14 protein-coding genes are annotated in these 16,373 nt (G+C 73.5%); 5 read left to right on the top strand and 9 right to left on the bottom strand.

Translation table 11 applies throughout. The features are described 5' to 3' along the window. Nucleotides 1–161: 161 nt before the first annotated feature. Entirely contained in the window at nt 162–2,078 is a 1,917-nt protein-coding gene (locus ACIGZJ_RS03055) for a CocE/NonD family hydrolase (RefSeq protein ID WP_396455619.1), read from the top strand. A gap of 11 nt (nt 2,079–2,089) precedes the next feature. On the opposite strand, the gene ACIGZJ_RS03050 is transcribed toward ACIGZJ_RS03055, so the two are convergent. The 4 genes from ACIGZJ_RS03050 to ACIGZJ_RS03035 form a co-directional block, all read right to left on the bottom strand. Next, on the bottom strand, nt 2,090–3,091 hold the full coding sequence (locus ACIGZJ_RS03050) for a phosphotransferase family protein (protein WP_396455618.1): 1,002 nt from the start codon (nt 3,089–3,091) through the stop codon (nt 2,090–2,092). Nucleotides 3,092–3,160: 69 nt separating this feature from the next. Further along, nucleotides 3,161–3,745 (bottom strand): hypothetical protein, encoded by a 585-nt coding sequence (locus ACIGZJ_RS03045; protein ID WP_396455617.1) that lies wholly within the window; start codon nt 3,743–3,745, stop codon nt 3,161–3,163. 173 nt (nt 3,746–3,918) lie between these two features. Then, the gene (locus ACIGZJ_RS03040) at nt 3,919–4,599 is read right to left on the bottom strand and encodes a TetR/AcrR family transcriptional regulator (protein WP_396455616.1); all 681 of its coding nucleotides are present in this window, start codon (nt 4,597–4,599) and stop codon (nt 3,919–3,921) included. A gap of 112 nt (nt 4,600–4,711) precedes the next feature. Further along, the gene (locus ACIGZJ_RS03035) at nt 4,712–5,587 is read right to left on the bottom strand and encodes a pirin family protein (RefSeq protein WP_396455615.1); all 876 of its coding nucleotides are present in this window, start codon (nt 5,585–5,587) and stop codon (nt 4,712–4,714) included. A 197-nt stretch (nt 5,588–5,784) separates the two neighbouring features. Between ACIGZJ_RS03035 and ACIGZJ_RS03030 the strand changes: the two genes are divergently transcribed. Continuing rightward, on the top strand, nt 5,785–6,360 hold the full coding sequence (locus ACIGZJ_RS03030; protein WP_396455614.1) for an NADPH-dependent FMN reductase: 576 nt from the start codon (nt 5,785–5,787) through the stop codon (nt 6,358–6,360). Between the two features lie 67 nt (nt 6,361–6,427). Here ACIGZJ_RS03030 and ACIGZJ_RS03025 read toward each other — a convergent pair whose 3' ends face one another. Further along, the gene (locus tag ACIGZJ_RS03025; protein WP_396455613.1) at nt 6,428–6,838 is read right to left on the bottom strand and encodes an ester cyclase; all 411 of its coding nucleotides are present in this window, start codon (nt 6,836–6,838) and stop codon (nt 6,428–6,430) included. A gap of 130 nt (nt 6,839–6,968) precedes the next feature. Between ACIGZJ_RS03025 and ACIGZJ_RS03020 the strand changes: the two genes are divergently transcribed. Next, on the top strand, nt 6,969–7,577 hold the full coding sequence (locus ACIGZJ_RS03020; protein WP_396455612.1) for a TetR/AcrR family transcriptional regulator: 609 nt from the start codon (nt 6,969–6,971) through the stop codon (nt 7,575–7,577). A 103-nt stretch (nt 7,578–7,680) separates the two neighbouring features. Here the strand turns inward: ACIGZJ_RS03020 and ACIGZJ_RS03015 are convergent, their stop codons facing one another. Then, complete coding sequence (locus ACIGZJ_RS03015; RefSeq protein ID WP_396455611.1) at nt 7,681–8,637, bottom strand: hypothetical protein; 957 nt, start codon at nt 8,635–8,637, stop codon at nt 7,681–7,683. 155 nt (nt 8,638–8,792) lie between these two features. On the opposite strand from ACIGZJ_RS03015, the gene ACIGZJ_RS03010 reads away from it, so the two are divergent. Both ACIGZJ_RS03010 and ACIGZJ_RS03005 read left to right on the top strand, forming a co-directional pair. Next, on the top strand, nt 8,793–9,917 hold the full coding sequence (locus ACIGZJ_RS03010; protein ID WP_396455610.1) for an alpha/beta hydrolase: 1,125 nt from the start codon (nt 8,793–8,795) through the stop codon (nt 9,915–9,917). A 90-nt stretch (nt 9,918–10,007) separates the two neighbouring features. Further along, the gene (locus tag ACIGZJ_RS03005; RefSeq protein WP_396455609.1) at nt 10,008–12,401 is read left to right on the top strand and encodes an ArnT family glycosyltransferase; all 2,394 of its coding nucleotides are present in this window, start codon (nt 10,008–10,010) and stop codon (nt 12,399–12,401) included. A gap of 297 nt (nt 12,402–12,698) precedes the next feature. Here the strand turns inward: ACIGZJ_RS03005 and ACIGZJ_RS03000 are convergent, their stop codons facing one another. The 3 genes from ACIGZJ_RS03000 to moaA all read right to left on the bottom strand — a co-directional run bounded on the left by ACIGZJ_RS03000 (nt 12,699) and on the right by moaA (nt 16,329). Beyond that, on the bottom strand, nt 12,699–14,327 hold the full coding sequence (locus ACIGZJ_RS03000) for an alpha/beta hydrolase (protein ID WP_396455608.1): 1,629 nt from the start codon (nt 14,325–14,327) through the stop codon (nt 12,699–12,701). 99 nt (nt 14,328–14,426) lie between these two features. After that, the gene (locus ACIGZJ_RS02995; protein ID WP_396455607.1) at nt 14,427–15,179 is read right to left on the bottom strand and encodes an HNH endonuclease family protein; all 753 of its coding nucleotides are present in this window, start codon (nt 15,177–15,179) and stop codon (nt 14,427–14,429) included. A 154-nt stretch (nt 15,180–15,333) separates the two neighbouring features. Further along, nucleotides 15,334–16,329 carry a GTP 3',8-cyclase MoaA gene (moaA, locus tag ACIGZJ_RS02990; protein WP_396455606.1) on the bottom strand — a complete coding sequence of 332 codons (996 nt, stop codon included), beginning with the start codon at nt 16,327–16,329 and terminating at the stop codon, nt 15,334–15,336. Nucleotides 16,330–16,373 lie beyond the last annotated feature (44 nt).

Raw genomic sequence — 16,373 nt, 5'->3', positions numbered from 1 at the left:
CCTTGCTGCGGGCCGTGCTGCGGGCCCGGCCGCGGCTCGCCAGGAAAAGGTCGGCCGCCTCCCCTAGGGTCGAAATGCCGACGCCCGCGGTGCGGGGGCGCTCATGCCGCCCCCGCACCGCGGGCCCGCCGACCCGCCGACCGGGACCGCTGGGAGCCGCCATGTCGCACCCGACCCCGTCGTACCCGTACCGCACCACCCGCGAGGACCTGCGCATCCCACTGTCCGACGGCACCCTGCTGTTCGCCCGGATCTGGCGCCCGGTGACCGACGAACCCGTCTCCGCGGTGCTGGAGTACTCGGCCGGCCGGCTCACCGACTGGACGGCCGCCGACGACGCCCGCCGCCACCCCTGGTACGCGGGCCACGGACACGCCGGCGTCCGGGTCGACCTGCGCGGCCACGGCAACTCCGACGGCCTGCCCGGGGACGTCCTCGCCGACGGGGCCGAGGTGATCGCCTGGCTCGCCGCCCGCCCCTGGTGCACCGGCCGCATCGGCCTGCTCGGCCACGGCCCCGGCGCCACCACCGCCCTGGCCCTGGCCGCCCGCGCCCCCGACACCGTCCGGGCCGTCGTCGCCTCCCATCCCGAGGGCGGCCACCACCACGGCGGCGCCCTCCTCGCCGACGGCCTGCACACCCGCGCCGCCGCCCGGCTCGCCGACGGCGCCCGCCCACCGGACCCGAGGTACACCGGCGACGACTGGCGGCGGATGTGGCTGGAGCGCCTCCACGCCCTCGAACCGCCCGCCCACTCCTGGCTCGCCGAACCCCCCGGCCCCGCGCCCGCGCCCGTCCCCGCGCCCGTCCTCGCGGTCAGCAGCTGGACCGACCCCTCGTGCACCGCCGTACTGCGGCTGGTCGAGGACTCCCCCGCCCCGACCCGCGTCCTGATCGGGGCCTGGCCGCCCGGACTGCCCGACGACGTCCTCCCGGAGACCCTCCGCTGGTGGGACCAGTGGCTGAGCGACATCGACACCGGCATCCTCGGCGAGCCCGCCCTGCGCAGCCGGCTCGGCCGCCGCTGGACCGGCGACGACCCCTGGCCCTCCCCCGCCGTCCGCACCGTCCACTACGGCCTCGACGGCCCGCTGCGCACCGCGGGCACCGCCTCCGACAACCGGTTCGTCCACGTCCGCTCGCCGCAGCACACCGGCCTCAACGCCGGAGCCCACCGACCGCTCGGCCGCGCCGCCGACCTGCCGCCCGACCAGCGGGAGGAGGACGGGCGCTCGGTCTGCTTCGACTCCGTGCCGCTGCCGGAGCCGCTCGAACTGCTCGGCGCCCCCTCACTGCGGCTCCGGCTGCGCCCCGCCGCCGCCGGCGGCCACCTCACCGCCCGCCTCTGCGACGTCGCGCCGGACGGCACCTCCACCCTGATCACCCGGGGCGTCCTCGCCACCGCCCCGGCCCCCGCCCCCAGTACCGAGAGCAGCACGGAGAGGACCGTCGAGGCCACCCTCGACCTCGCCGCCGCCGGCCACGCCCTCCCGCCGGGCCACCGACTGCGCCTGGCGCTCTCCTCCGCCTACTGGCCGTGGATCTGGCCCGGCCCCGACACCGGCGGCTTCAACCTCGACCCCTCCCACAGCACCCTCGCCCTCCCCGTCCGTCACCCGGCCACCGACGCGGGCAGCGCCCCCGTCACCTTCAGGCCCCCGCAGCTGCCCGAGCCCCCGCCCGTCCACCTCACCGAGCCGCTCACCGCCCGCCCCGAGCGCCTCACCATCCACGACATCGCCCGCCACGAGTGGCGCACCGAACTCACCCCCGCCGCCGACGGCACCCGCACCCACCCCGACGGCCTGGTCCGCGACGAGCACACCGTCACCGCCTACCGCATCCTCGCCGACGACCCGCTCAGCGCCGAGGCCCGCACCGACCACACCCTCCGGATGGAACGCCCCGACATCGGCTGGGACATCACCCTCCAGACCCGCACCGAACTCCGCTGCGACGCCACCCACTTCATCGCCCGCACGCACCTCACGGCCCTGGAGGCGGGCACCACCGTCTTCACCCGCACCTGGCAGCAGCGCTTCCCCCGCCGACCCGGCACGGCCGCCCGGACCGGGTGAGCCCGGCACGTTCAGCCGACGGCGGCCGGCAGCGCGGCGAGCGCCTCCCGGAGGTTGTACTCGGCGATCGCCGCCATCGCCTCGCGGTGCGGGAAGTCGCCGTCGAGGAGGCGCAGCGGCCCGGCGACGAGCGAGAGCCGCATCGCCAGGGCGTAGAGGGCCAGCCGTCGCTCGTCCAGGCCCGCCGAGGGGAGGCGGTGGTAGTGGTCGCCGAAGCGGATCCGCAGGAAGGCGTGCTCCCATTCGACGTCGAAGTACATCAACCCCTCGATGTCGATCAGCACCGGCTCCCCGGCCTGGTCCACCAGTACGTGGTCGGGCCCGAGTTCGCCGTGCACCAGCCCGTACCGGGCGCGCGGGCCGACCGCCCCGGCCCGGAGGTGGAGCTGTTCCTCCAGCCGGTCGCGGACGGTCGCCACTCTTGCGTCGCGGGCGGCGGCCTCGGCGAGGTCGGTCAGCGCGCGGTCCAGGACGAGCCGCTCGCACGAACCGCCGCGGGACACGCCCCCGCGGTCGACATGGGCGAGCTTGCCGAAGCCCGGACCGGTCTGCCCCCGCAGCACGTCGAGCACCTCGGCGAGCCGCGCCAGGGTGGCCTCGGCGGCGGGCGGATCGCGTTCGAGCAGCGCCTCCAGGTGCTCCCCGGGGACGTCCTCGACCACCGCGACGTCCGCCGGGTAGTGGCTCCCGCTGCGGTCCACCAGGTGGACCCGCGGGGTACGGACCCCGACGGCGGCCAGCCTCCGGTGGGCTGCCTCGAACAGCTCGACCCCGCAGGCGTGTGCCAGCGGGTCGGCGAGGCTCCCGGCACCGTCGGCCGACGCGCCGGGCCAGTAGTTCTCGGCGTCGTCCCAGAGGTACGCGATCGCGCTGGAGCCGTCGTCGAAGGCGAGCCGGTACACGCCCTTCTTGCTGCCACCCCGAAGCCTCGACACCCCGGCAAGCCCCCGCCCGGCACCGAACGCCGCCCTCGCGACCCCCGTCAACTGCTCGCGCCCAACCGCCTCGCGCACTGCCGCCCCTTCCCCCGTACCCGACTCAAACCGTCGATCCTAGGTGCTGTCCGGTCGGTCGGGCGGCGCTCAGCCTCCGACCGGGGCGGTGCCCGGCGGGACCATCCTCGCCGTGGCATCCAGGTTCCGCAGCGGGCGGCCGGCCTCGTACGACACCTCGACGCCACCCGCCAACGCCGAGACGGCCGCGGCGAGTTCCTTCGACCCGACGCCCTCCCCCGACGTCGCCACCTTGATCCCCGAGGCGTCCGGCAGCAGCCCTGCGGTGTACACCGGCAGCGGCAGCGCCCCGGCGGTCGCCGCCGCCATGATCCGGTCGATCGCCGGGTCGGCCACCGCCCGTGCGTAACGCGCCTGCCGGATGGCGGTGCGGCCGGTCTCGATCCCGGGGTGCGCCCTGACCGCCGCGTCCACCAGCTCCCGGGCCCGCGCGTCGTCCGTCGCGTACAGCAGGACCCGGCCCCCGTCGGTGTCCAGCGCCAACGTGCCGAAGGTGTCCCGGAAGTCGGTCCGGCCCTGCTCCCCGAGCGCCGACTCCAGATCCTGCAGAGCCGTCGGACCGGGCGCCGCACCGCTGCCGCAGCCGCCGCAGAGCAGTGCCACCCCCAGGAGGACGGCCGCCGACAGGCCGGGCAGCGCCCGGGTTCGCGCCATGGAGGGATCCGATCTGGTCATGCGCCGACCGGATTCCGCGGCGCCTCGGGCATTGCCGTCGAACTCACCGCATACGGGCGGGAGTTCGACGGCCGACAGCAGCCTCACGGCTCGGCCGTGCCGCCCACCCTAGAGTGTCCGGACCCGGAGGGGGTGAAAAGGCTCTCCGGAGGTCAGCCGGCCGGGTGCGGGGTGTAGCGGGCGAGCAGGAGGTCCACGCCGGAGGTGACCAGGTCGGTCAGCCGGTCCTCGGCGAGGTCGGTGCCGGGGGCGAAGGTGCTCATCAGCTGCGGGAGGCCGAGGGTGACGGCCACCAGCTGCTGGACGGCGAGCTCGGGGTCGGGGGTGGCGAGCCTGCCGAGGCCGTTCAGTTCGGCGAAGGCCTCGGTCAGCGGGCCGTTGATCATGTCGTAGCTGACCCGGTACCAGAGCTGGCCCAGCTGCGGGAAGCGCTCGGTCTCGCCGATGACCAGCCGGCGCAGCGACATGATGTCGGGGCGCAGCAGGATGCGGGCCCAGGCGGCGGTGAGGTCGATCAGCGCCTCCCGCAGGTCGGGGGCCTGGACGAGGGTGGCGGTACAGGATTCGAGGCCGGCGTACGTCCTGGGCAGGATGCCCCCGATGACGGCCAGGAACAGCCGCTCCTTGCTGCCGAAGTGCTTGTAGATGGTCGCCTTGGAGACGCCGGAGCCGCTGGTGATGGCGTCCATGGACGCGGCGGAGTAGCCCTCGGCCAGGAACTCGGCGAGCGCCGAGTCGATGATCGCCTGGCGCTTGCGCTGGGCGGCGTCGGTGGGGTCCGGGATGATCGGGATGCCGTACTCGTCTGTTGCGTCCGCTGCGCCGACTCCCATGACGGTGTCCTCTTGGTTCGGTCCGAGGGTGGGGGGATTTCTCAGTATATGAACTGAACGGTTCGGTACGCAAAACCGCCAAACCTGGACGTACCAGCGGAGAAGAGCGCCCTCACAGCGGCAGTCGACCCATCAGCCCGAGGCTGAAGTCCCGCTGGGCCTGGTGCAGTTCGGCGACGGTGTTCATCACGAAGGGACCACTGCGGGCAACCGGCTCGCCGATCGGCTCGCCGGCCAGCACCAGGACCTCGGCCGGTCCGGCCGGGGCCTCGACGGTGAACCGCTCGCCGTCCTGGGCGAGCACCGCGAGGTGGCCGTCCGGGATCCTGCCGTCGGGGGTGGCGGCCTCGCCGGACAGGGCGTAGAGCATCGCGTTGTGCCCGGCGGGGGCGGTGAACTCGGCGCGCGCGCCGGCGGCGAGGCGGGCGTGCACGACGAGGATCGGCGTGTGGGTCGCGAACGGGCCGGTGACGCCGTGGGTGGAGCCGGCGATGACGGTGAGCTCGGCGCCGTCGCCGGCGGCCGCCACGGGAAGGTCGCCGGGCTCGGCGTTCTGGCTGCGCGGCGCGGTGCCCTTGAGCCGGGCCGGCAGGTTGACCCAGATCTGCAGCATGTGCTGGAGGCCGCCCTCGGCGAGGAACTCCTCGGTGGGCAGGGCCTCGTGGACGATGCCGGAGCCGGCGGTGAGCCACTGCACGCCGCCGCCCCGGACGACGGCGCGGTGGCCCCGGGAGTCGGCGTTCGCGATGTCCCCGGCGATGACGTACTGGATGGTCTCGAAGCCGCGGTGCGGGTGCGGCGGGGCCCCCTTGGCCTCGCCCGGGGCGAGCTCCACCGGCCCGACCTGGTCGAGCATCAGGAAGGGGTCCAGGAAGGGGAGTTCCTCGGTCGGGAAGGGCCGGCGGACCGGGAAGCCCGCGCCCTCGTAGGTGTGGAAGGGGCGGACGACCCGGACGGTGGACCGCGTGGCGGCGGTGGTGGTGGTCATGGGTCGAATGAACTACACCGATCAGTTCACTGTCAAGACTGAACCGTTTGGTTGACACATTGAACTGAGCGGTTTAGTTTTTTCGGTGTCGAAGCCCGCCCGGCCCGCCGGACGGGCGGCACCAGGCTTTCGTACGACCCGCACAGCCCGCACCCGTACACCGCGCTCCCGCTCAGCCCTTACCAAGGAGTCCCACCATGGCCACCGCCACCATCCTCGCCATCTCCGGCTCGCTGCGCGCCGACTCGCACAACACCCAGCTGCTGCGCGCCGCCCGGAAGTTCAACCCCGGCGGCCAGGAGATCGAGATCTACGAGGGCCTGCGCGACATCCCGCCGTACGACCAGGACCTCGACACCCCCGAGAAGCGGCCGGCCGTCGTCAACGACCTGCGCCGCCGCGTCCTGGCCGCCGACGGACTGCTGATCGCCACCCCGGAGTTCAACTACTCCATCCCCGGCGTCCTCAAGAACGCCCTCGACTGGCTGAGCACCGACTGGACCAAGACCGAGGGCCTGCCGCTGCACCGCAAGCCGACCGCGATCCTCGGCGCCGCCCCGACCAACTTCGGCACCGTCCGCGCCCAACTGGCGCTGCGCCAGGTCTTCGTGTGGACCGAGAGCGACATCGTGGTCAAGCCCGAGGTCATCGTCTTCCGCTCGCACGAGCGCTTCGACGCGGAGGGCAACCTCACCGACGAGACCACCATCGGGCTGCTCCAGGACCTGCTGAAGGCGCTGCAGGCCAAGATCGACGCCAACGCCGGTCGCTGACCGCCCGTCACCGGCCCTGCGGGACCGGCCGCCCCCCGTGGTGGCGGCCGGTCCCGCCGTCCGTCCGCTACTGCGCCTGCAGCTGCTGCACCAGGCCGAGCCGGTCGATGACGGCGTGCCGCTCGCTGATCCGGTCGCCGACGAAGCGGAACAGCGCGAACGCCTCCATGCTCACCCGCCGCCCGGTGGCCGGGATGCCCATCAGCGGGCCCGAGTGCGTGGCCGTCATCCTCCAGCGGACGACGACGTCCTCGCCCTCCCCCAGCAGGTCGAGGATCTCGAACGACGGGTCGGCGTGGGTGGCGTGCACCTCGCGGATGGCGTCCTTGAAGCCCTGCGGGCCGCGGACGTTCTGGTGCCGGCCCTCGCTGGTGAGGAAGTCGGCGGTGAACAGCTCGTCGGCGATGTCGAGGTCGCCCTTCTCGAGCGCCTGGTAGAGACGGCGGACCGCATCCTTGCGGAACTCGACGGTGGTCATCTGGTTTCCCTCCCGAGACTGATTACTGAGTCATCCGTCAGTAAGTTAACCTCTTCCTGAGCGATTACTCAAGAAGAATCCGAGCGGACCCGGGGGAGCCTTCGGGACGGCGCGGGAACGGAGGCAGGACGTGACCCAGGCGCGACGCGGTCGACCCTCGACCGGGGTACGGGAGGCGGTGCTCAAGGCCACCGAGGAGGTCCTCGGGGAGGCCGGACTGGCCCTGTCCACCAAGGAGGTGGCGCGCCGGGCGGGCGTCGCGGAGTCGAGCATCTTCTACCACTTCGGGGACCGGCTCGGGCTGCTCCAGGCCGTCGTCGGCCTGCACCTGCCGGTGTTCTCCGACGCCGCGGCCCTGCTGGGCCGGGAGCCCGCCGACGGCGAACCCGCCGCCGACCTGGCCGCCATGCTCACCGGCCTGGAGCGCTTCTACTTCGGGATCATGCCGATCCTCGGCGCCGTCCAGTCCGACCACCAGCTGCGCGGGCTCCTCGCCGAGCGCGGCGGCGAGATCGGACCCCACCTCGCCTTCGGGCCGGTCGGCGACGCCCTGCGCGCCCGACAGGCCGCCGGCAGGCTCCCCGCCGACCTCGACCCCGCCGCAGGCGCCCTGCTGCTCGTCGGCGCCGCATACCAGCGGGCGCTGCACCGCTACCTCCTGGGCGACGGCGAGGCCGCCGCCCGCGTCCTGCCCCCGGTGGAGGCGGTCGCCCGCACCCTGCTCCCGGCCTTTCGGTAGCACCGCCCGTCCGGCTGAGCCCTGCCGCCTGCAAGGCACCCCCGAACGCACCGGCGCCCCGGTCGAACCGACCGGGGCGCCGCCTCACACCGACCGCACCGGTCTACGGCGCGGGGAAGCTGTTCTCGTCGACGTCGCTGGTCTTGGCATTCCCGCCGACCGCCGGCTGAAGGGTGATGGACCAGGAGACGTAGGTGCGACCGGTCTCGTACGCCATCGTGTCGTCGAACTTGCTGAAGTCGCAGTTCTGGGTGAAGGCCTTGATCGTCGGGTCCCAGTCGACGCCCCCGGAGAAGTAGACCTCGTAGGTGCCGTCCTCGATGCCCTCGATCGAGGCCTTCTTGCCCTTGCCGACGTACACCGAGTGGACCGACTTGCCGTCCTTGGCCAGCGAGACGACGGCGTCGGCGCTGCCGCCGTTGTCCACGTTGAGCTTGCCCTCACCCCTGAGCCGGCCCTCGCGGACCATCGTGCCGTTCTCCAGCGAGCGGCTCTGCAGGGGACCGGCCTGCGGGGCGGCGAAGGTCGTGGCGTACCCCGCGGCGGTCATCTGGGCGAGCGCGGCGGGGATCGCCTTCAGGCCCTCGGACTGGCCGACCTCGGCCAGCGCGGCGCTGGTGGCGCAGACGCCCTTCTTCTTGATGTCGCTACGGACCTTGGACAGGTCGGTGGAGAGCTGGTTGAGGGCCACCACCAGCTGGCGCCGGGCGGTGCCGACGGCCGCCGGCTCGTGGGCGGCGGTCAGGCCGGAGCCGGCCGAGTTCGCCGCGGTGACGACCTCCTGGAGGGCGGTGGAGAAGGCGTCCAGGCTCGCGGAGGCGCTGAGCTTGCCGAGGGCGGTGTTGACCGGGTCGATGTAGCCGGTCAGGGTCGGTCCGTACGGCGGCACGGTCGGCGTCGGGCTCGGCGTGGGAGTCGGGCTCGGGCTCGGCGAGGAGGTGGTGGCGGACGGCCGGTCGGGCAGCGCGTCCGCACCGCCGGATCCGCCCGACCCGCTGGAGCAGGCCGCCAGCAGTAGCGCGCCGCCGGCCGCCAGGCCCGCCTTGGTGAAGGACTTCATTACCGCCCCCGGTGATCTCTCATGTACACAGCGTGCAGTTCCCCGCCGACATGATCCCGAGCGGAACGGACGCGGTCAACAGGGCGCACAAGAGGCGTATTGGAGCGCTCAAGGGGGCGCAAGGAGCGCGAAGCCGCGTCAACTACGATCGGCTGGTGCTCAGCCTCACGGGACTTCCCCTCCAGATCATCGCCTCCGTCGTCGCGATCGCCGTGTTCGCCGCCACGATGTGGCTCTGGCCGAGATTCGGCGGGCGGAGCTGGCAGTCCTGGCTCGGCCGGATCGGCGCGTTCCTGGCCACCCAGCTCGCGGTCCTGGTGGCGATGGGCCTGATCGCCAACGGCTACTTCGGCTTCTACAGCTCCTGGAGCGACCTGCTCGGCACCAACGGCAAGCCGGGCACGGTGGTCGACCACCAGCCCAGCGCCGCCGGCGCCCTCTCCGTGACCGGCGAGAAGAACATGTACTCGGCGCAGGGCTCGGCCCGGGAGCGCTCCGGGCTGATCCAGGAGATCGCCGTCAAAGGGGCCACGAGCGGACTGAGCAGCGACGCGTACGTCTACCTGCCCCCGCAGTACTTCCAGCCGGAGTACGCGCAGAAGCGGTTCCCGATGGCGCTGGTACTGGCCGGCTACCCGGGCTCGGCGGAGAAGCTCATCTCCCTGATGCAGTACCCGGCCTCCGCGCTCACCGCGATCGAGCAGCAGAAGCTGCCGCCGACCGTCCTGGTCCTGATGCGCCCGACGCTCTCCGGCAACCGCGACACCGAGTGCATGGACATCCCCGGCGGCCCGCAGGTGGAGACCTTCTTCACCAGCGACCTGCCCAAGGCCCTCGCCACCACCTACCGGCTCGGCTCCGACCCGGCCTCCCGGGCCGTGATCGGCAACTCCACCGGCGGCTACTGCGCGCTGAAGTTCGCGCTGCGCAAGCCGGACGCGTACCGCTCGGCGATCTCGCTCTCCGGCTACTACACCGCCCCGATCGACGAGACCACCGGCGACCTGTTCGGCGGCAACGGCCGGCTGAAGCAGGAGAACGACCTGGTGTGGCGGCTGAAGAACACCCCGGCCCCGCCCGTCGCGCTGCTGCTCGCCACCAGCTACGACGAGAACAACTACGAGGGCACCCAGGCCATGGTGGGCGCGTTCAAGTCGCCGACCAGGCTCTCCACCATCACCCTGGACACCGGCGGGCACAACTTCCACACCTGGACCAGGGAGATCCCGCCCGCACTGGAGTGGTTGGGCAGGCAGTTGACGGTGCCCCAGTCCGCCTGAGGGGCTCTCCGGGCGGGGCCCGGCGAGATCACAGACGGCTCATAGCCCGGTCTCACGGTCCTCTCAGCCGCACGGCCGAGCGTATCGCCCATGACCACGACCAGCTTCTCCCCTCCGGCCGGCGAACCGTGGCCCGAGGCCGCGAACCACCCGCCGCCGGAGGTGCCGCAGCCGGCGCCGGCACCTCCCGCCGACGAGCTCTTCCCGCCCCTGCCGACCCCGCCCGCAGGCCCCAGGGGCCCGGCGTCCTGGGCCGGGCGGCTGCGGACGCTACCGGCCCGCACCTGGCGCGGGCGCCAGGACGACCCGGCCTGGGTGCGGCCCTCGCTGCTGGCCCTGCTGGCCGCGACCGCCGTCCTCTACCTGTGGGGCCTGAGCGCCTCCGGCTGGGCCAACTCCTTCTACTCGGCGGCCGTCCAGGCCGGCAGCCAGAGCTGGAAGGCCTTCTTCTACGGCTCCTCCGACGCCGGGAACTTCATCACCGTCGACAAGCCGCCGCTCGCCCTGTGGCCGATGGCGCTCTGCGCCCGGGTCTTCGGGCTCTCCTCGTGGTCGGTCCTGGCCCCGGAGGCGCTGATGGGGGTGGCCACCGTGGCCACCGTGTACGCGGCGGTGCGCCGCCGCTTCTCCCCGCTCGGCGGCCTGGTGGCGGGCGCGGTGCTGGCACTCACGCCGGTGGCCGCCCTGATGTTCCGCTTCAACAACCCGGACGCGCTGCTGGTGCTGCTGCTCGCGCTCGCCGCGTACGGCCTGCTGCGGGCCACCGAGACCGCGAGCACCCGCTGGTTGGTGTTCACCGGGGCGATGTTCGGGCTGGCCTTCCTCACCAAGACCCTCCAGGCCTTCCTCGTGCTGCCCGCGTTCGCCCTGGTCCACCTGGTGGCCGCGCCCGCGGGCCTCGGGCGGCGGGTGCGTCAACTGCTGCTCGCCGGGCTGGCGATGGTGCTCTCCGGCGGCTGGTGGGTGGCGGTCGTCGAGCTGGTGCCGGCCTCCGCCCGCCCGTACATCGGCGGCTCGCAGGACAACAGCTTCCTCTCCCTGACCTTCGGCTACAACGGCTTCGGGCGGCTCAACGGCAACGAGACCGGCAGCGTGGGCGGCGGCCGGATGCCGGCCGGCGCCGAGGCCCCGCCCGGCGGCGGCCGTGCCATGGGCGGCGGCTGGGGCGAGACCGGGATCACCCGGCTCTTCGACGGCGACATCGGCGGGCAGATCGCCTGGCTGCTGCCCGCCGCACTGATCCTGCTGGTGTTCGGCCTCTGGGCGACCCGCCGCTACGCCCGGACGGACAGCGCCCGCACGGCCTTCCTGGTCTGGGGCGGCTGGCTCCTGTGCACCGGGCTGACCTTCAGCTTCATGTCCGGCATCTTCCACCAGTACTACACGGTGGCGCTCGCCCCGGCGGTCGCGGCGCTGGTCGGCATGGGCGTGGACGGCCTGTGGCGGGTGCGGCACCGGCTGCCGTACGCGGCGGTGCTGGCCGGGACTTTGGCGGTGACGGCGCTCTGGGCGTACGTGCTGCTCGGGCGCAGCTCGCAGTTCCTGCCGTGGCTGCGCTGGGCGGTGCTGGTCGGCGGTCTCGCGGCGGCGCTCGCGCTGCTGCTGGCCGGCCGGCTGGCGGCCCGCGCGGCGGCGGTGGTCGGGCTGCTGGGCCTGGCGGCGGCGCTGGGCGGACCGGCGGCGTACGCGGTGGACACCGTGGACACCCCGCACACCGGCTCGATCGTGACGGCCGGTCCGGCGGTCGCGGGCAAGGGCTTCGGCCCGGGCGGCATGCGCGGCGGGGGGCCGTTCGTCTTCAACGGGCAGGGCGGCCCGGGCGGTCAGGGCGGCCAGGGCCTGCCCGGCGGGCAGGGATTCCCCAACGGGCAGGGCTTCCCCGGCGGCCAGGGCTTCCCCAACGGGCAGAACGGCGGCCGGGACGGCAGCGGCCAGAACGGTGGCCAGAACGGCCAAGGCCGCCAGCCCGGCAACGGCGGCAGCGGCGGCAACGGCACCGACAGCCGCCAGGGCCGCGGCACCACGGGCGGCCCCGGCGGTATGGGCGGCATGGGCGGTATGGGCGGCCTGCTCAACGGCGCCACGGTGGACAGTGCGGCGGCCGCCGCACTGCGGCAGGACGCCGACCACTACACCTGGGCCGCCGCGACCAGCGGCTCGCAGAACGCCGCCAGCTACCAACTGGCCTCCGGCGTCCCGGTGATGGCCCTCGGCGGGTTCAACAGCACCGACCCCTCGCTCAGCCTGGAGGCGTTCCAGAAGCTGGTGAAGGAGGGCAAGGTGCACTGGTTCATCGGCGGCAACGCGCGCCGGGTGACCGGAGGTGCCATCGAGAACGGCGCCACCGTCGGCTTCGCCCCGGTCGGCGGCGGGGCCCAGGAGTCGCAGACCGCGCAGATCGAGAGCTGGGTGGAGAGCCACTACACCGCGAAGACGGTGGGCTCCGCCACCCTCTACGACCTGACGGCGAGCCCCACCTCCTAGGGTCCTGTCCGGTCGATCTTGGCGGATCAGCGCGCGGCTCCCCCAGCCTTCGGCCGGGAGGTACCCCCAATCCGCGCCCGGCTGGGCGTGCGCCCGGATCGTCCTCGTACTGGATGTACTTGGGCGATTCGGGCGTGCGGTCAGGTGGGGGCACCTCCCGGCCGGAGGCTGGGGGAGGATGCCCGGCGTCGTGCGCCCGGCAAGATCGGCCGGACAGGGCCTAGAGCCGGCTCGGGCCTTCACACCGAAGGGGGCGCACCGCGCGGCAGCGGTGCGCCCCCTTCGGCCGTCCGACCGTCAGTCGCTCTGGCAGCGCGTCCCGGCGGCCGGGACCGTGCCGTCCACCAGGAAGCCGTCGACCGCGGCGCGGATGCACGAGCTGTGGCCGTACGCGGTGTGGCCCTCGCCCTCGCGGGTCAGCAGCACCGCGTGGCCGAGCTCGGCGGTGAGCTTCTCGGACCAGGCGTACGGCGTCGCCGGGTCACCGGTCGAGCCGACGACCACGATGGTGGCGCTGCTCTCGGACTTGATCGGGTGCGGCTTCTCCGCGGAGGGGGCCGCCCAGATCCGGCAGTCCGGGTCGAACAGCGCCATCGTCGGCTCGTGCTTGCTGACCAGCGGCGCCTTGGCGGCGAGTTCGGTGAGCGCGGCCTGCAGCTGCTCCCCGGTGGGGGCGTTGGTGGCGCCGTCGGCGCAGTGGATGGCGGTGTAGGCGTCGGCGGAGACGCCGTAGCGGCCCTTCTCGTCCCGGCCGTTGTAGCCGTCGGCGAGGCCGAGCAGGTAGTCGCCCTTGTCCCTGAGCATGGCGAAGCTGAGGATGTTGCGCAGGTTGGTCCACGCCTGATCGCCGCCGTACAGGGTGCTGAGCACGCCGGTCCAGGCCGCGTTGGCGGTGACCTTGCGCCCGTCGGCGGTGGTGAGCGGGTGCTCCTTGAGCCCGTCGAGGAAGTCGGCGAGCTTCTGCGCGGCCTTCTCCGGGTCCTTGCCGAGCGGGCACGGGTTCTTGCCGACGCAGTCGGCGGCGAAGGCCTTGAGGGCCCGCTCGAAGCCGGCCTGCTGCTCGATGTTGTGCTGGATCAGCGAGGTGGCCGGGTCGGTGGCGCCGTCCAGGACGAGCCGGCCGACGCGGTCCGGGAACTCCTCGGCGTAGAGGCTGCCGAGGTAGGTGCCGTACGACAGGCCGAGGTAGTCGAGCTTCGGGTCGCCGAGGGCGGCGCGCAGGACGTCCATGTCGCGGGCGGTGTTGCGGGTGCCGACGAACGGCAGGATCTTGGCGTACTTGGCCTGGCACGCGTCGGCGAGCACCTTGCCGTGCTCCGCGCCCGGGGCGTCGGTGGTGACCCACTCGTCCCGGGCCTGGTCCTCCAGGCACTTCACCGGGGAGGTGAGGCCGACCCCGCGCGGGTCGAAGCCGACCACGTCGAAGCGGTCGTGCAGCGGGCCGGCGAAGCCGCCCTTGGGGTCGCCCTTGACCATCCGGACGCCGGAGCCGCCCGGGCCGCCGGGGTTGACGAGCAGGGAGCCGACCCGCTGGTCCTGCTTGACGGCGGGGTTGCGGACGATCGCGACCTCGATGGTGTCGCCCGCCGGGGCGGCGTAGTCGAGCGGGACCTTCAGGGCGGCGCACTGGACGACCGACTCGTCGACCTTGGCGGTGGCCGGGTCGTCCGCGCAGGGCGCCCAGGCGATCTGCTGGCCGTAGAACGGCTTGAGCGCCGGATCGGCCTCGCCGGTGGGCTTGGGGGTCGGCGTCGGCGGCTGCGTGGGCGTGGGCGTCGGGGTCGGGGTGGGCGACGCGGCGGCCGCGGCCGGCGCGGAGGCGGTGCCGGGGGCGGCGTCCGCGGATCCGGCCGAACTGCTGCAGCCGGCCAGGACCACGGAGATGGCGGCGGCGGTCAGCGCGCGCCGGGAGGACCGGGTGATCATCGAATACACCGCACACGAATACCATCCGGTGATCACATCGGTCACATCGTTATCAACAGCCGGGCACCGTATACGGACAAAGCCCGGCGAATCGTTTCCTCAGCCGCCGCACTGCTGGAGCATCGCCTTCTTGTCGGCCTCGGTGACCGGCAGTTGGTACTTCAGCGAGACCTGCGCGAAGCGGACGGCGTACGAGCAGCGGACCGCGGTGTTCGCGGGGAGCCAGGCGGCGGGGCCGGAGTCCCCCTTGGAGGCGTTCTGCGAACCGTCCGCCGGGATGAGGTTGAGCGGGTCGTTGGCGATCTGGACCCGCTTCGCCTTGTCCCACTTGGAGGCCCCCATCTGCCAGTCGTAGGAGAGCGGCATGACGTGGTCGATCTGGATCTTCGAGGCCTGCTGCTTGGTCCACTGGACGGTCTTGCCGGTGTACGGGTCGTAGATGCTCATCGCGGTGACCACGCAGTTCGAACCGTCCTTGTGCTCCAGCAGTCTGCCGTCGCGGGCGAGCAGGTCGTTGCGGGTGTCGCAGTTGTTGCGGCCGCCCGGGACGCCGTCCACGCTGTCCGTCCAGGCCGGGCCGAACTCGTTGCGGTCGTAGCCGTCCTTCGGGCCGCCCGCGGCGGTGGCGACCCTGCTTATCAGGTCGCGCCCGGCCTTCAGGTCCTCCGGCGAGGTCAGCGGCGCCAGGCCGGGCCGGGTGCCGTCGGGGTTCTGCAGCGGGCTGGCACCCACGTCCCCGGCGGCCGCGCCGCCGCCCGCGGACGGCTTCGGGGCCCCGCCGGAGCAGCCGGCCAGCGCCAGGGCGGATATCAGGAGGACGGCGGCGGACACGGTGGCGCGGCGGGCGGGCACGGAGGACTCCCGGACTGGGGGGCGGCTGACGGCGACCCAGCAGACCAGCCGCCCCACACCCCGTCAAGGCGGCGCAGCGGGGAGTGTTCCGGCATGTCGAAGCTCACACCGGCGGTCGGTGCCCCGCACCGGCCCGGGCACCGGCGCCCAGAACCTAACCGCCGATGGCGGACATCGGGCGCTCGGGCTGGACGAACCCCGCCGAGTTGATGTCGTGTCCGGGGCCCTTGCGGGCGATGGTGCTGCGCCAGGCCTCCTCGATCCGGTCGTCCCCGGCCCCGCCGCGCAGCAGCGCGCGCAGGTCGGACTCCTCGGCGGCGAACAGGCAGTTGCGCAGCTGCCCGTCGGCGGTGAGGCGGACCCGGTCGCAGCCGCCGCAGAACGGGCGGGTGACGGAGGCGATCACGCCGACCACGGTGTCGGTGCCGCCGATCCGCCACTCCTCGGCGGGCGCGTTGCCGTGCCGGCCGACGGGGACGAGCTCCCAGCGGGCGCCGAGGACCGTCAGGATCTCGTCCGCGGTGACCATCGTGCTGCGGTCCCAGGCGCCCTGCGCGTCCAGCGGCATGGACTCGATGAACCGCATCCGGTAACCGTGCCCGGCGGCGAACTCGACCAGGTCGAGGATCTCGTCGTCGTTGACCCCGCGCACCGGCACCGCGTTGACCTTGACCGGCGCCAGCCCGGCGGCCTGGGCGGCGGCCAGTCCGGCGAGGACGTCGGCGAGCCGGTCGCGCCGGGTGATCTCGGCGTACCGCTCGGGCCGCAGGGTGTCCAGGCTGACGTTCACCCGGTGCAGTCCGGCCCCGTGCAGGGCGGTGGCGGTGCGGGCCAGGCCGATGCCGTTGGTGGTGAGCGACACCTCCGGGCCGAGCGCGGTGATCCGCCCGACCAGCTCCGGCAGCCCGCGCCGCAGCAGCGGTTCGCCGCCGGTGAGCCGCACCGAGGCGATGCCGAGGCGTTCCACCGCGATCCGCACCAGCCGGACCACCTCGTCGTCGCTCAGCACCTCGGCCTTGGGGAGCCAGTTGAGGCCCTCGGCCGGCATGCAGTACGTGCAGCGCAGGTTGCAGCGGTCGGTGAGTGAGACCCGCAGGTCGGTGTGGACCCTGCCGAAGCGGTCCAGCAGCGGGCGCGGTGCGGTGTTCATCGACCCAGTACAGGGGCTGCCGCCCGGAAGATCCAGCGGCCGAA

It is taken from the genome of Kitasatospora sp. NPDC052868 (assembly GCF_044547105.1).
Taxonomy (GTDB): Bacteria; Actinomycetota; Actinomycetes; order Streptomycetales; family Streptomycetaceae; genus Kitasatospora.
Note: the sequence above shows the minus strand (reverse complement) of the source record. Positions and strands in the feature narration are given on the sequence as shown.